The organism is Pseudoalteromonas sp. TB51 (assembly GCF_000498055.1).
Lineage (GTDB): Bacteria > Pseudomonadota > Gammaproteobacteria > Enterobacterales > Alteromonadaceae > Pseudoalteromonas > Pseudoalteromonas atlantica.
Window position 1 is genome coordinate 59,073 of the sequence record NZ_AUTO01000236.1, and the last position, 15,379, is coordinate 74,451.

Annotated in this window: 13 protein-coding genes and 1 pseudogene; 6 read left to right on the forward strand and 8 right to left on the reverse strand. The window is 42.2% G+C overall.

Translation table 11 applies throughout. The annotated features are described in order from the left end of the window. Positions 1-11 precede the first annotated feature (11 nt). From L650_RS0113770 to L650_RS0113795, 6 genes are read right to left on the reverse strand one after another with little or no spacing between them, the layout of a single operon-like run. Entirely contained in the window at positions 12-1,676 is a 1,665-nt protein-coding gene (locus L650_RS0113770; RefSeq protein ID WP_029773476.1) for a BatD family protein, read from the reverse strand. Next, positions 1,670-3,586, reverse strand: coding sequence for a vWA domain-containing protein (locus L650_RS0113775; protein ID WP_029773477.1), 1,917 nt, complete (start codon positions 3,584-3,586; stop codon positions 1,670-1,672). Before L650_RS0113775 ends, L650_RS0113770 begins: the two co-directional genes overlap by 7 nt. Beyond that, positions 3,586-4,572 (reverse strand): vWA domain-containing protein, encoded by a 987-nt coding sequence (locus L650_RS0113780; RefSeq protein ID WP_029773478.1) that lies wholly within the window; start codon positions 4,570-4,572, stop codon positions 3,586-3,588. Before L650_RS0113780 ends, L650_RS0113775 begins: the two co-directional genes overlap by 1 nt. Then, positions 4,565-4,999 carry a DUF4381 domain-containing protein gene (locus tag L650_RS0113785; RefSeq protein WP_029773479.1) on the reverse strand — a complete coding sequence of 145 codons (435 nt, stop codon included), beginning with the start codon at positions 4,997-4,999 and terminating at the stop codon, positions 4,565-4,567. Before L650_RS0113785 ends, L650_RS0113780 begins: the two co-directional genes overlap by 8 nt. 2 nt (positions 5,000-5,001) lie before the next feature. Then, positions 5,002-5,946, reverse strand: a complete 945-nt coding sequence (locus tag L650_RS0113790) for a DUF58 domain-containing protein (protein ID WP_029773480.1) — start codon at positions 5,944-5,946, stop codon at positions 5,002-5,004. 3 nt (positions 5,947-5,949) lie between these two features. Beyond that, positions 5,950-6,906, reverse strand: a complete 957-nt coding sequence (locus L650_RS0113795; RefSeq protein WP_029773481.1) for an AAA family ATPase — start codon at positions 6,904-6,906, stop codon at positions 5,950-5,952. Between the two features lie 329 nt (positions 6,907-7,235). On the opposite strand from L650_RS0113795, the gene fadI reads away from it, so the two are divergent. The 3 genes from fadI to L650_RS0113810 all read left to right on the forward strand — a co-directional run bounded on the left by fadI (position 7,236) and on the right by L650_RS0113810 (position 11,525). Continuing rightward, positions 7,236-8,507, forward strand: coding sequence for an acetyl-CoA C-acyltransferase FadI (fadI, locus tag L650_RS0113800; protein ID WP_029773482.1), 1,272 nt, complete (start codon positions 7,236-7,238; stop codon positions 8,505-8,507). Next, positions 8,507-10,729 (forward strand): fatty acid oxidation complex subunit alpha FadJ, encoded by a 2,223-nt coding sequence (gene fadJ / locus L650_RS0113805; RefSeq protein ID WP_029773483.1) that lies wholly within the window; start codon positions 8,507-8,509, stop codon positions 10,727-10,729. Before fadI ends, fadJ begins: the two co-directional genes overlap by 1 nt. 286 nt (positions 10,730-11,015) lie before the next feature. Beyond that, complete coding sequence (locus L650_RS0113810) at positions 11,016-11,525, forward strand: GNAT family N-acetyltransferase (protein WP_029773484.1); 510 nt, start codon at positions 11,016-11,018, stop codon at positions 11,523-11,525. A gap of 37 nt (positions 11,526-11,562) precedes the next feature. Here L650_RS0113810 and L650_RS0113815 read toward each other — a convergent pair whose 3' ends face one another. Beyond that, the gene (locus L650_RS0113815) at positions 11,563-11,949 is read right to left on the reverse strand and encodes an MmcQ/YjbR family DNA-binding protein (protein ID WP_004587303.1); all 387 of its coding nucleotides are present in this window, start codon (positions 11,947-11,949) and stop codon (positions 11,563-11,565) included. A gap of 194 nt (positions 11,950-12,143) precedes the next feature. On the opposite strand from L650_RS0113815, the gene yeiP reads away from it, so the two are divergent. Next, a complete protein-coding gene (gene yeiP / locus L650_RS0113820) occupies positions 12,144-12,716 on the forward strand; it encodes an elongation factor P-like protein YeiP (RefSeq protein WP_004587302.1) in 573 nt (190 codons plus the stop codon). 230 nt (positions 12,717-12,946) lie between these two features. After that, positions 12,947-13,126 carry a hypothetical protein gene (locus L650_RS24590; RefSeq protein ID WP_374274991.1) on the forward strand — a complete coding sequence of 60 codons (180 nt, stop codon included), beginning with the start codon at positions 12,947-12,949 and terminating at the stop codon, positions 13,124-13,126. A 2-nt stretch (positions 13,127-13,128) separates the two neighbouring features. Here the strand turns inward: L650_RS24590 and L650_RS0113830 are convergent. Next, positions 13,129-13,803 (reverse strand): annotated as a pseudogene (locus L650_RS0113830) (EAL domain-containing protein); the annotation flags it as partial. A gap of 108 nt (positions 13,804-13,911) precedes the next feature. On the opposite strand from L650_RS0113830, the gene L650_RS0113835 reads away from it, so the two are divergent. Continuing rightward, complete coding sequence (locus tag L650_RS0113835) at positions 13,912-15,066, forward strand: IS110 family transposase (RefSeq protein ID WP_029772239.1); 1,155 nt, start codon at positions 13,912-13,914, stop codon at positions 15,064-15,066. Positions 15,067-15,379 lie beyond the last annotated feature (313 nt).

A 15,379-nucleotide genomic window follows, 5' to 3' on the forward strand; every position in this document is an offset into this window, starting at 1 on the left:
TATCAAACTAGTTAATAAAGGTCTTTTAATACAGATTGTTGCGACTTTGTACGTTGAACTTGGTGCTGCTCAATTATGTTAATAATAGCATTAAGATCGACATCTGCACTGCTATTTGCATAAAGAGCTGACTGTAAACGGTTAACCTGCGTCGCCAGTTCATCATTATTGATGTTGTGTATTAACGTATCTATCGCAGCCACCTTTTTGCCCGTAAGCTTAATCGCTACCTCATTTAGTTCGCTATAAAATGCATTGAGATTATTTGATTCAGCTGCATTTTTAAGCGCGTTTAATGAAAGCGGTTGGGCTTTATTTACAGATACACTGTTATTTTTTTGCTCATTATTAGTAGAACGGCTTAACCAATAAAAAATTGCAGTGATTATCCAAAAAATATACCCAAGCACGGCAATAATAATTAACCAAAGCGGAATAACATTTTGCGGCGCGGCTATTGTTGTATTGGGCTGCTGTGTATTACTTACTTTGTTAGCAGGCAAAGTTGGCTCACCTGTATTAAGGTTGTCGTTTGCAATAGCACCTGGGTTTATAGCATTGGCGCTAGGAGTTACCGTTATAGTGCGCTCAGGCAATGTAGCGTAACTAATGCGGTTTATTTTGGTGTTATACCAAGGCAGTGTTATTTCTGGGAGGGTATAAGTGCCCGCTTTTTGTGGTAATAACGCAAATGACGCTGTTTGCTGAGATACAACCCGTCCGTTTCTTACGGCATTGTTTGTTTCTACATCATCGGGGTAACTGCGAATCCCCGCAATGGTTTTCATATCAATTTCGGGCAGTTGCTCTTTAGTAACCCCTAACGCGGTTAAGGTAATAGTGCGTGTAATAGGCGTGCCAACTTCTACTGTATTTTCATCAGGCTGCCACTGCTCATCAATATTAACTAACTCACTGGGTAGCCATGCGCCTTTATAGTTTGCCGGAATAGGTTTTATCTCAAGTTGCTGATCATCCCCTAAAGCCGACACCTCTAATTGGCGGTAATTTTGCTGTACACGGCCTTGAAACGTAGGGCCAACAATAGTGTATACACCACTTTTTTGCGGTTGTAGTAAGTATTCTCGGGTGATCACTAAATAACGTTTACCATCTACAAGCTCATAGCTTTCGGTTTGTTTACCTAATTGAGTAAGCTGTGCATCTTGCATACTGGGCGTACTTAGGCTGCCATCAAGCAGCTCTTTTGCTAGGTAGAGTTTAATCGTATATACGCCAGCTTCTTGAACAAACAACGAGTCACTTGAGAGCGATGTTTTTAAAAAAATATCGTTATTTTTATCAGCATCGGCAGCGCGTTTTGCCACTTTTAATTTTATTGGCTGCGAGCTTAAACCGGCGACGTTAAAAGCCGGAATGGTGTATTCACCTTCATTACGGGTCATTAACTTAACAGACCAGGTTGTTTGCTTGTTAATGCTGCCATTTATAATGTTGGTGCGCGTACTTAAACTTGTTGGCCCAACCACAAAGTCTTTAAGTAACACCGAGGTGTCGGGTTGCTCGCTTTTTATTGTGTCGTCAACTGAAATGTTAAGCATAAAAAATTCGCCAGCAAGGACTGGGTTTTTATCTACACTTGCCTCTAATTTGGTGGCGGCCCATGATGGCATCGCACTTAATAGCAATAAACAGCAAAATAATCGCATTACCATGATTTTTCTACTCCTGTAGGGCGACGTTGATATTGTCTTTTTTGGGCTTCTAATTGCATTTTATTCCGTAATAAAATTGCCGGATCGTCCGGTACTTTTCTTAATAACTGGTTAAGCTGCTGGGCTTTTTCTTTCTCTTCGTTGGTGAGCTCACTCGCTTGTGCTTGCGCGGCTTGTTGTTGAGCGTTTTGCTTTTGCTCATCTGTTAACGTTTGCTGCTGCGCTGTTTGCGGCTGAGTATTTTCAGCTTGTTCTTCGTTTGTTTGCTCAGGCTGTTTTTGCTCTTGATTAGCTTGTGGCTGAGTTTCTAGTTCTGGCTCATTTTGTTTATCTGATTGTGAACCCGACTCAGCACTTTGTTGGTCTTGCTCAGTGTCAGACTCATCACTTGGCTCACCTTGCTGATCTTGTGATTGCTCGCCTTGACTTTGCTCTGATTGAGAATCGCTATTTTCACCTTGTTGGCTTTGATCTGATTGCTGATTGTTTTGTTGCTCACTTTGATCAGATTGTTGCTGGTTATCTTGCGAATCACCCTCTTGCTGCTGTTGCTGCTGTTGCTGCTGTTGTTGCTCGAGCAACTGCTCAACCAAAGCTTGGTTATCAGCAGCTTCGCTAAAGTTAGGTTGTAGCGTTTGTGCTTGTTTGTAAGCATCTATGGCTTGTTCTAGCTGTCCTGATTTGGCAAGCGCGTTGGCATAGTTATAAAAACCAGTGGCTGATTTATCTTTACTAAAGGCTTCTAGTGCGGCATCAAAATTACCTTGTTGGTACAACGCAGACCCTTTTAAGCTGCTTGAGTCGGCATTGGCGGCCCGTTCAAAATCTTTATTTTTATAAGCATCTAGCGCTTGCTGATCAGTGTTTTTTAAAAAAGAGGGGAGCTCTAATGCACTTGCCTGTTGGGTTGGCAAAACGCTGAGTACTAAAAAGGCCCCTACAAATGCTGCACTTCTAAATAAATAAAGGCCTAAGGGCAGTAAAATAAGTAACCCATATATACCTGCGTCTATGCGCCACAGGGCATGGCTTTGTTTTTCATCTTTTAATAACTCACTGTTGGCACTTGGTGCAAAAGTGGCTATGTCACTGCTGCTTGGTTGGTAAAGGGCAAACTTTCCACCACTGCGCGTCGCTAGGCTTTTTAAGCGGCTTATGTTAATGGTGGGGATGACTATTTGACCGTAGCTGTCTTTTAAAAAACCGCCTTCAGGTAATTTTATTGGTGCGCCTTGCTCTGTGCCTACGCCATAAATATTTAGCCGATAAGAAGAATTACTGGTAAAGCTAGTAATATCGCTTTGCTCTTCTTGGTCTATGCCATCGGTGACTAATATTATATCGCCATCAATATAGCCTGCTTGCGTTAAAAGCTCTTTTGCCATATCAAGGCCAGCTAAAACATTAGAGCCTTTGTCGGGCATAATGTCTGGGCTTAAACTCGGAATTAAATTAGTAAGCGTAGTGGCATCGTTTGTAAGTGGCGAGATAGTAAATGCACTACCGGCATAGGCAACTAAAGCGGTGTCGCCTTCTTTAAATAGCTCAATCATATCGAGTGCTTTAAAGCGTGATTGCATTAAACGATTTGGTGCTATATCGGTACTGTACATTGAGTACGACATATCCATTACAATCACACGGGCACTTTTACTTTGAAATACAGGAACCTGTTTTTCTTCAAAGCTAGGGCCTGCACTAAAAATAATAGCTAAACAGCAAAATACAGCGACCAGCCAAAGTGGTTGGCTGGCTTTAGTGTTTGACTCGTTCATAATAAACGGCGCCAAATGAGGGGCAATTAGGTTATCTGCGCTTTGTTTTTTATGCTTAATAAAGGCTATAAAAAACAACGCAAGTGCAGGTATTAAAAGCCACAAAACAGCGGGACGAATAAATGTAAAGTCCATTAGTTAGGCTCCTTTAATGCACGTAAGGTGCTTAACATTACTTTTAAACTAATGAGTAAAATAGCAATAAGTAGTGGGTAGTAAAACAATGAGCTTTGCGGGCGAAATGTTTGCTCATCTGCGCTAATTGGCTCTAATTTATCAAGCTCTGCGTAAATTTGCTGAAGGCCAGCTACATCTTTGGCTCTAAAATATAACCCACCGGTTTGTTCGGCAATGTCTTTTAACAAGCTTTCATCTAAGCTGCCCCCACTCATACCACCCATATTAAATAGGCTAAATCCACGGGGGTTATCTGAGCCAACACCTATGGTATATACTTTTATGCCTTCCTCGCGGGCAAGGAGTAGGGCATCTTCAGGTTTTAAATTACCTGCGGTGTTTTGGCCATCGGTTAATAGCACCACAATACGGTTACTTTTATCTTTGTTGGCAAAACGCTTTACCGATAAACCTAGCGCATCGCCAATAGCAGTGGCACGCCCAACTAAGCCTATTTGAGACTCGCTGAGCATTTTACTTACGGTTTTGACATCGCGAGTCAGTGGCGTTTGTAAAAATGCGGTGTCGCCAAATAATATCAGGCCTAACCTGTCACCTTGGCGCTGCTCTATAAAGTCACTCAATACCGCCTTTACCATAGTGAGGCGGTCAACATATTGGCCGTTGTAAGCCATGTCTTGTTCGGTCATTGAGCCAGATAAATCGACCGCAAGCATTATATCGCGCCCTTCATTAGGTAATGAAATGGGGTCGTCTAACCATGTCGGGTTGGCTGCAGCAGTGACCAGTAATAGCCAAAGTAGCCATTCAAAAATAGTTAGTCTACGTGCGCTTTTTTCAAGGCTTTGGCTGGCTAAGTTATGTTTGGCAAAGCTTGGAATACGTAACCGGGTATGTGCGTTACTGGCAGCAGGTTTTAATAATAAAAGTAATAAGGGCAGAGGTAGTAATAAAAACAACCATGGCCAGCTAAATTCAAACATGTACTGGCTCCTTTAGTTTAAATTGCTTTATGCCTTGGCGTAATTTTTCGTTAAGCGCGTCATTGGTTTGCTGCGCATTATACAGGCTTAAAAGCTCATGCTCGGTAAAGCTTAAACCGGTTAAGGTATTAAGTGTGTTACACCAGTTAGCTGTTGATTGCGTTGCTAGGCGTTTATCGTAATACTCTATTACTAGGCGCTTTAAAATAATATGAAGTGTTTGCGCGCTTTGCTCGTTGTGGCTTAAATCGATTGCGTAGCGCTTAGGCTTTTTAAATTTATAATTTTTGTAAAACCAAAAAGCAGCTGCACACAGTGCTATAAACAACAGGGTAATAATAACCCACCAAGCAGGGGCGAGTGGCCACCAACTAACTTGGCTTGGCGCTATTATATCGTGCAGGCCATCGAGTGGATTGGTTTGCATGGTTATTTTCTCACTAATTGCAGCTCAAGCGGGCTGGCTGCATTGAATGATATTAAGTTAAGACCCGATTTAGTTAAGCGATTTAGACGTGTGCTAAATGCTTGCTCGGCGTTTTTTGCAAAGCGTTCTCTAAAGCTTTTATCCATAAGCGGTAGCGCAAAATCTTGGCCGTTGGCATTAACAGTGACAGCGTTTTTAAACGCGGGGAGCGTATGTTCAAACGGATCACTTATATGACAGCCTATCAGCTCACAGTGGCGGCTTAGTATTTCTAATTGTTTAAAGCTTGCATCATCTAAGCCATTAAAGTCAGAGACTAAATACACTAAGCTGCCAGGTTTAGCTAAGTGGTTAAGGCGTTTTAAATTATCGCTAAAGTTGTTGGTTGCTTGTTTATCTATATTGTTAAGTGCTTGCTGGTGGCTGTCGCATAGATTATGACACAGCTTTAATACCGCTTTTTCGCGGGCGCTGGGCTTTAGTTCTAAATGCGAGTGTTGATTAAACACGATACCGCCAATTCTATCTCCGCGTTGACACGCCGACCACGCAACTAGCGCGCTAATGTGCGCAGCCTGTACCGACTTAAGCAGCAGCTTTGAGCCAAATAGCATAGAGTTTGAAAAATCAGTAAATACAAAAACAGGGCGCTCTTTTTCTTCTTGAAAAAGCTTTGTATGGGTTTCGCCGGTACGCGCTGTTACTCGCCAGTCAATAGAGCGAATGTCATCACCTTGCTGGTAATGACGCACTTCGGCAAACTCCATGCCTCGGCCTTTATGGGGCGCAAGGTATTGCCCAGTTAAACTGTTTTTAATTTTAACTTTTGGTGCCAGCTCTAATAACTGTGCTTTAGCTTTGTAATACAGCAGTTCTTTTAGCGCTAAATTTACACCGTGGCTGTGGCTTTCTTTTAGCCACGCCTTTGAGTCTAATTGTGTTTGCATAACTTAGGGTACGGCTACAAGTTCAACAATGCGGCTTATAACCTGATCTTTAGTAATGCCATCAGCCTGTGCTTCGTAGCTTAAAATAATACGATGGCGCAGTACATTATGTACAACGGCTTGAATGTCATCAGGTGCTACAAAATCGCGGCCATGTAACCAAGCGTGGGCACGGGCACATTTATCAAGTGCAATGGTGGCACGCGGGCTTGCGCCAAACTCAATCCAACGGCCAAGTTGCTCATCAAATTTAGCCCCTTCTCGAGTGGCAATAATAAGCTGTACTAAATATTGCTCAAGCGGCTCGGCTAAATACAAACCTAAAATAGCTTGGCGAGCGGCAAATAAGTCGCTTTGGGTAATTTGCTGCATTACCGCTTGGTGTTCATTAAGTGCTTCACCACGGGTTAACCGGAGTATGTCTAGCTCGTGCTCTGCACCTGGGTAATCAATGCTTAGATGTAATAAAAAGCGGTCTAATTGTGCCTCTGGCAGCGGATAAGTCCCTTCTTGCTCCAGCGGGTTTTGGGTAGCCATTACCATAAACAAATCGCTTAGCGGGTAGGTGTTTTTGCCTACCGTTACTTGGCGCTCTGCCATGGCTTCTAGTAGTGCTGATTGTACTTTTGCTGGGGCACGGTTTATTTCATCGGCTAAAATAAGGTTATGAAATAAAGGGCCTTTCTCAAACACAAATTCACTGGTTTGTTGGCGGTAAATATCGGTGCCGGTTACATCGGCAGGTAATAAGTCGGGCGTAAACTGTACGCGCTGGAACGAGCCTTCAATACCTTTAGCAAGGGCGTTAACAGCACGGGTTTTTGCAAGCCCTGGCGGGCCTTCTACTAATAAATGGCCATCAGCTAAAATGGCAATAAGGAGTGCTTGAGTAAGCTCTGGCTGGCCAATAATTTGTGTATCTAAGTACGTTTTTAATTGTTTGAATGCGTTAGCTGCCATAATAAATAGACTTCCTCGTCAGCTGGGTTTGCACCTAATTTATTTTAGGTGATTAATACTGACCTAGTTATAAGGTTTATAAGTGAGTAACTCAAGAGTTAGACTGTATTTTTAAAAATAGTTCGTTATTTTTTAACGGTTTTTAGCGTACCACAAAACTTTGTAAAAACGCGTAAAAAAGCCTATTGTGGTAGTCAATATTAAGCACTATGTATATATCTACCTTTAGTGCTTTTGTATAAATTTGTGTTTATCTATTGGCTTTAGCACACGGGTTGTTTAGAATCGAGGAAAACAAACAGGTCAGACCTGTCAGCGGGAGAGCATAAATGTCTGAGCAAAACATACTAAAAACACCAAAAGGCGACCGTATTGCCATCGTTAGCGGCTTACGTACTCCTTTTGCAAAACAAGCAACAGCGTTTCACCATGTACCAGCCCTTGATATGGGTAAGTTGGTGGTTAACGAAATGCTTGAACGATTAAATTTCGACAAGTCAGAAATCGATCAACTTGTATTTGGTCAAGTAGTACAAATGCCAGAAGCGCCAAATATTGCACGTGAAATTGTTTTAGGTACGGGTATGCCAGTAGGCGTAGACGCGTATTCAGTATCGCGTGCGTGTGCTACCAGCTTTCAGGCCATTGCTAATGTAGCTGAATCTATTATGGCAGGCTCTGTAAATGTAGGTATTGCCGGTGGCGCCGACTCATCTTCAGTATTACCTATTGGCGTAAGTAAAAAATTGGCAGGTAGCTTAGTTGATTTAAACAAAGCACGTACCTTAGGCCAGCGTTTACAAATATTCTCAAAACTGCGTTTAAAAGATTTATTACCAGTACCGCCTGCGGTTGCTGAGTACTCAACAGGCCTTTCAATGGGGCAAACTGCTGAGCAAATGGCTAAAACACATAATATAAGCCGTGAAGATCAAGATGCACTAGCGCATCGCTCGCATTCACTTGCAACCCAAGCATGGGCCGACGGCAAGTTAAAAGATGAAGTAATGACGGCACATTTACCGCCATATAAAAGCTTTATTGAAGAAGATAATAACATTCGTAAAAATTCTACAGTTGAAGGCTACGCTAAGCTTAAACCAGTATTTGACCGCCAACATGGCTCGNCCGCCGTACTGATGATGAGCGAAAGCAAAGCAAAAGCACTAGGCTACGAAATTTTAGGTTATGTACGTAGCTTTGCGTTTTCGGCAATTGGTGTAGAAAAAGACATGCTAATGGGCCCAGCGCATTCAACGCCTATCGCACTTGATAGAGCAGGTATTACACTTGCTGATTTAGATTTAATTGAAATGCACGAAGCCTTTGCATCGCAAACACTCGCCAATATGAAAATGTTTGCATCAGATAAGTTTGCGCAAGAGCAACTTGGTCGTAGCAAAGCAATTGGCGAAATTAACATGGATAAGTTTAACGTTAACGGCGGCTCACTGGCATATGGTCACCCATTTGCAGCAACCGGTGCTCGCTTAATTACGCAAAGCTTACACGAGCTTAAACGTCGTGGTGGCGGTTTAGCATTAACAACAGCGTGTGCTGCTGGTGGTTTAGGTGCAGCCTTTGTATTGGAGAGCGCGTAATGACAGATTCAGTATTTAATTTAACGGTAGATGAAAACAAAATTGCCGTAGTAACCATTGATGTGCCGGGTGAGAAAATGAATACCCTGCGCGACTCATTCGCAGATGACTTAAAAGCTTTACTTGAACAAGCGAAACAAGAGTCAGTAAAGGGGATGGTATTTATTAGTGGTAAAAGCGATAACTTTATCGCGGGCGCTGATGTAAAAATGCTTGATAGCGTGCAAAAGCGTGAAGATGCGTTAGCAATTAGTGAACTTTGTCATCAAGCCTTTTTTGATATGACAAAACTACCTTATACAACAGTAAGTGCAATACATGGTGCTGCGCTTGGTGGTGGTTTAGAGTTTGCTTTAGCGTGTGATTACCGCGTAGGCACAGATAGCGATATGACTAAAGTAGGCCTGCCAGAAGTACAACTTGGTTTATTACCAGGTGGCGGCGGTACGCAGCGTTTAACTAAAATTGTAGGCATTCAAAAAGCACTTGAATGGATGCTAACAGGCAAGCAGATTCGCCCTAAGCAAGCTAAAAAAGCAGGCGTATTAGATGATGTAGTACCACAAAGCGTATTACTAAAAGTCGCTAAAGAATTTGCCGCTAAGAAAAAGCCAGCAGATAAAGAACCAAAGCTTGATAAAGTAAGTAAATTATTAGAGTCAAACCCGTTTGGCCGTAACTTTATCTTTAAAAAAGCCAAAGAAAACGTCCTTAAAAAAACCGGCGGACATTACCCTGCGCCGCTTGCAATTATTAAGGCTGTGCGTGCAAGTGTAGAGCTTGATAAATTAAAAGCATACAAAACAGAAGCTGAAAGCTTTGCAACACTTGTAATGAGTGATGAATCTAAAGCGCTTCGCGGTATTTTCTTTGCAACCACTGAAATGAAAAAAGAGTGGCGCAACGACGATGCGCCAGCAATCAGTAAAACAGCTGTTTTAGGTGGCGGCCTAATGGGTGCCGGTATTGCGCATGTAAGCGCAGTAAAAGCCAAAGTACCTGTACGTATTAAAGATGTAGCAGAGCAGGGCATTAGTAATGCTATGAACTACACCTACAAAATTTTAGATAAGCGCCTTAAACGCCGCATTATGTCTAAAGCTGATATGCAGTTAACAATGAACCGTATTACCGGTACTACCGACTACAGTGGCTTTAAACACATTGATTTAGTAGTAGAAGCTGTATTTGAAGATTTAGCCTTAAAGCAAGGTATGGTTGCCGATATAGAGCAGCAATGCCAAAGCAATACTATTTTTGCAAGTAACACGTCATCACTGCCTATTTCACAAATTGCAGCACAGGCACAGCGCCCTGAAAACGTGATTGGCCTGCATTATTTCTCGCCAGTTGAAAAAATGCCACTCGTGGAGATTATTCCGCACGAAGGGACTTCACAAGAGACTATAGCGCGCGTAGTTAACTTTGCACGTAAGCAAGGTAAAACGCCCATTGTGGTAAAAGACATGGCAGGTTTTTACGTAAACCGTATTTTAGCGCCTTATGTAAATGAAGCAGCTAATTTAATGCTTGCCGGTGAGCCAATTGAAAAAATTGATGCTGCCCTTGTAGAGTTTGGTTTCCCAGTTGGGCCGCTTGCTTTACTTGATGAAGTAGGGATTGATATAGGCTCTAAAATAGCCCCAATTCTTGAAAAAGAATTAGGCGAGCGTTTTAAAGCGCCTGATGCATTTTCTCGTATGATTGATTCAAAACGCCTAGGCCGTAAAACGGGTCGTGGTTTTTATGAGTACGATAAAAAGAGCAAAAAAGTTGACGAGTCAGTGTATGAGCTATTAGGTGTAACCCCTGCACCGCGTTTAAATAAAAGCGAAATTGCTAAGCGTTGTGTATCACAAATGCTTAACGAAGCCGTGCGTTGTTTAGACGATGGGATTATTGCAAGCCCACGTGATGGCGACATTGGCGCTATATTTGGTATTGGCTTCCCACCGTTTTTAGGTGGACCGTTTAGCTATATGGATAAATTGGGCGCCAGCAAGGTTAGCTCTGAAATGTCTACATTAGCTAATAGCAATGCAAATTTTGCCCCATGCGACACGTTAGTAAGTATGGCTGAATCAGGCGCTAAGTTTTATCAAACGCAGCCTGCTGCAGATGAGCCAAGCCCAGCACCTGTTGCTGAACAAGCAATAGAAGCAGAGCCTGCTGATGAGCAACCTCAAGAAGAGAGCGTTGACTCACCAAAACAAGACTCGTAAACAGCTTGATTAAAAAAAACCGCATTATATGCGGTTTTTTTATATCTGCTATTTGTAAATATAGAATTCTAGGGCGCAATAATACCAACCCGCAATAATACTTAATTATTCTGCGGGGATAACGTGTCGCTACCAGTGTTAAAAACGTGCATTTATAAAACCTAAATTGCCAGTTTTTATTTAGTTATCGACAGGTTTTTACCCTCAAATAAGTCTTATAATTAAGTGGCTTGCTATAAAGTATGTTAGCTTATTTTGCAGCTAAGCAGATAAGAGGTAAACCATTATGCAGTTGTTTACAGCACGATTGGCAATGCGCCCGCTTCAAAGCAGTGATTGGCCATTATTTTTGCAGTTACATCAAAATCCTACCGTGATCCGTTATTGCTACGATATGCCCAGCGAAGCGTTCGTACGCAGCCGCTTTGAACAACGTTTAAAAAGCTGGGATAGCACTTCTACTCATCCACTTTGCCTTGTGGTATTAGATAAGTATTCAAATGAGCCCATGGGTGTAACGGGGTTTACATACGAACTTGAGCAAGCTGAGCTAGGCTATTTGTTTTTACCCGCGTATTTTAATCAAGGCTTTGCCAGTGAGTCATTGCGTGCCGTGATTGAGTGGGCATGGCAACAATGCGGTATTACACAGTTTAAAGCCGTGGTTACAAAGGGGAATATAGGGTCTGAAAAGGTATTACAAAAGTGTGGATTAACGTTAACTGGCATTAATACGCAAGCGCACACTATTAATAATACACGTTATGATGATTTGATATACACATTAAAATTGTAGCAAATAGGGCTAGCAAGCTAGCCCGTGATGGTGGTTTCTATAGATGTGCTTCAATTGCTTTACGGTCTTTTTCTGGCATATTCTCAACAACTAATTTGAACGAATTATCGATCATTCTTTCAATTTCGCCTTGTGGAATAGAGCCATCTAATATCACCGTATTCCAAAGCCGCTTGTTCATATGATAGCCAGGGATCACCGCAGGAAAAATATCACGCAATTTAAGTGCTTCATCGGGATCGCACTTTAAATTAAGCCACCAAATAGGATCTCCATCATCATTTACGTCTCCATCATTACCTAAGGCAAGGGTGGCAAACATTTTATGATTTACTTTATAAACATCAACCTCTTGAGCAAATGGTTTTGTCACTTGCACCAAGGGCTTCTTTACTAAATACTCATGTACTGTGTTTTGGTCCATGATCCAATCCTTGAAGTCATACTCGGTAGAGATACCATAGCAGTTTTTTTCGCTTTTGATTATAGGTATTTAGTTTTAAATTAAAAATTTGCAAGTCTATATCAAATGCAGCCCCAAATTAACGTATTTTTAGTTGAACAATACCCAGTTCGTGGTATGTTTCTGGCAATCAAAAAAATAATAGGAAAACCCCCATGCCAAAGGCGAGTGAAGTTAAAAAAGGAACCGCGATTGAGTTTAATAATCGCGTGTTGGTAGTTAAAGATATTGTACGTTCAGTACCACAAGGTCGTGCAGGCGGTAGTTTGTACCGTATGCGTTTATACGATGTAGTAACAGGTGCGAAAGTAGACGAAACCTTCAAAGACAGCGACATGCTAACCCTAGCAGATTTAACTCGCCGCGAAGCAATGCTTTCGTACATTGATGGCGATGAATACGTGTTTATGGATAATGAAGACTACACGCCGTATAACTTAAATAAAGAGGCGATAGCAGAAGAAATTCAATTCGTTAACGAAGAAACGCAAGGCGTACACGTTATTGTGATTGATGGCTCGCCTGTAGGTTTAGATTTGCCATCAAGCGTAGAGCTGGTTGTTGAAGAAACAGACCCTTCAATCAAAGGCGCTTCTGCCAGTGCACGCTCTAAGCCTGCACGCCTGAGCACGGGTTTAACCATTTCGGTGCCTGAGCATATATCTACGGGCGACCGTATCCGTATTAATACGGTTGAGCACAAATTTATGGGTCGCGCTGAAAAGTAACCCAAGCTATACAATAAAGCTGGAAAGCTGGCGCTATGCCGGCTTTTTTATGCCTAAATTTTTAAACTAGGGAATAGTAATTTGCATCAATACTTAATTTATATGCGCTGATAGCTAAAATGGCGACTCATTGGCTTATCAAGCCTGCTGCTTTAAAAGTGTGTTATTTGCCGTTAAAATGCGCAGCGTTGTTTTGAGCTCAGTTGGGGTGATGTTTGCTTTTCGTTTTTATTAACGCTCTATGTGCTTTGGCCATTTATGTTCAAGCGCTTAAAAAAGGTATGCCAATTAAACGGTGGATTTTATTAGGGGCGCTAATAGGCCCTGGCGCATGGTGCTTATTTGGTTTGCATTACAGGCGTGCTTTTATACGCAACGTAGGAGCTGGTGCGTGTATATGGCGCCCGTAACATTACCTTATTTGCGCTAAATGTTTATTAGCACTAATAAGGCTTGGCGTAGAGTTGCTTTGTTGCTGTTTTAAAAAGGCCGTAAATTCATCTTTTGAAAGCGGTTTTGAATAGAAGTAGCCCTGTACGGTTTCACAATTTAGCGTTTTGAGTATGTCAATTTGGCTTGCTTGCTCCACACCTTCAGCAACCACATGTAAATCGAGGTTTTGCGCAATCGTCACGATAGAGTCAACCATGTTGCGGCCACGTTCGGTTTTCATGTCATCAATAAATGCTTTATCTACTTTTAAGGTATTCAGCGGAAATTGTTTTAAGTACGCTAAAGATGAATAACCTGTACCAAAATCGTCCATGGCTAAATGAATACCACGCGCACTTAGCGAGCGCATAATTGCAATGGCTTCTTGTGGGTCGTCCATTACCGTGCCCTCGGTAATTTCCAGCTCTAAAAAGTAAGAAGGTAGCTCGTTTTTTTGCAATATCACGTCAATACGGGTCGTTAAATCTGGCAAGCTAAACTGCTTAGCCGATAAGTTAACTGCAACGCGGCCGCTAAATAGCCCATCGTCTAGCCATTGTTTTACATCGCGACACGCTTTGTTTAAAACCACTTCACCAATTTCTATTATTTGCCCGGTTTCCTCTGCAATAGGAATAAATACACCGGGGCTAATAGACATAATGACTCCCACACGGTGTTAGCCTCCGCTTTTCGTGGGTTAGCTTAATTCAAAGCCAGAGCCATAATTAGTTTGTCAATTAACTAAACAGCAGAGGCTAACATGAATAAACATAGCATACTTTTTATCGGTCTTGATACACATAAAGAATTCAATGAAGTCGCCTATATTGAAGAACATAGAGGTGCGCAACCTGTTCATCTTGGCCGAGTTTCGTCTTCCAAAGTGGCCGTTCAAAAGCTTGTTCGTCAGTTCGAATCGAAATACTCTGGCGCAACACTTCATTTTGTTTATGAAGCAGGCCCATGTGGTTATTGGATTTACAGGTTAATTACCAGCCTCGGCCATTGCTGTTACGTGGTGGCGCCCTCTCTTATTCCTAAAAAACCTGGTGAGAAGATTAAAACCGATAAACGTGATGCTCTTAAGCTTGCTAAATTACTTAAGTCTGAAGATTTAACACCTATCTATGTTCCCGAGCCTGAAGATGAAGCTGTACGCGATTTATCTCGTGCACGCGAAGTGGCAATGAAGGACTTAAAAGATGCCAAATATCAATTAAAGGCGCTGTTGCTTCGCAATAATATCAATTATAAAGGCACTGCGAATTGGTCACAAAAACATTTACGTTGGCTCACTGAGATTGTGCTGCCACACCCCGCTCAGCACATCGTCTTACAAGAATTTTTACACACAATTACCGAACGAATAAGCCGACTTGAACGGCTAGACAATGAACTAACACACCACGTTCACCAGTGGCGTTATTATCCTGTTGTCAAAGCAATACAAGCTATGCGTGGTGTCCGTTTGTTGGTCGCCACTGGCGTTGTTGCTGAGCTTGGCGATTTATCGCGTTTCGACCATCCCCGTAAATTAATGAGTTATCTCGGTCTTGTACCCAGTGAACACTCGAGTGGTGGCAAACGCCATATTGGCGCCATCACAAAATGCGGAAATGGCCGAGCAAGACGCCTTCTTGTGGAAGGTGCACACACTTATCGGTATGCGGCAAATATATCAACAGATATGCAAAAACGACAAGAAGGCTTACCAAAGGACATTATTGATATTGCGTGGAAAGCACAGATTAGGCTCTGCAAACGCTATAAAAAAATGATAGCCAAAGGGAAACACTACAATCTGGTTGTTACCGCCATTGCCCGAGAAATGATTGCGTACATATGGGCTATTGCAAAAGAAGTGGTGCTTACGCCAGTGAATACAAAACTTAGATTGGCAAGAGTACCCGCATGATAAACGTATTAGAGTTAATGCATGGGATCAAGCATCGGGTGTGGCACAACCACCGACGGCGTTAGGATGGCAGTGCAGCTAACGCTGCATTGAACCACGAACATAGACTGAAGACAGGTGCCACGACGAAATAAGTAAGGTCTGCTCTGTTACTAGAAATAGTAATAACCAACGAATATCAGCAAGATAACCGACGACATTACTTGCTTCATCCTATGTATTAACTCGCTCTAATTCGAGCTAAAGTAATTATGGCTTAAAAAGTTAGGCAGGGATCAGTGCGTTTAACTTGACAGTGGGAGTCATACCAACG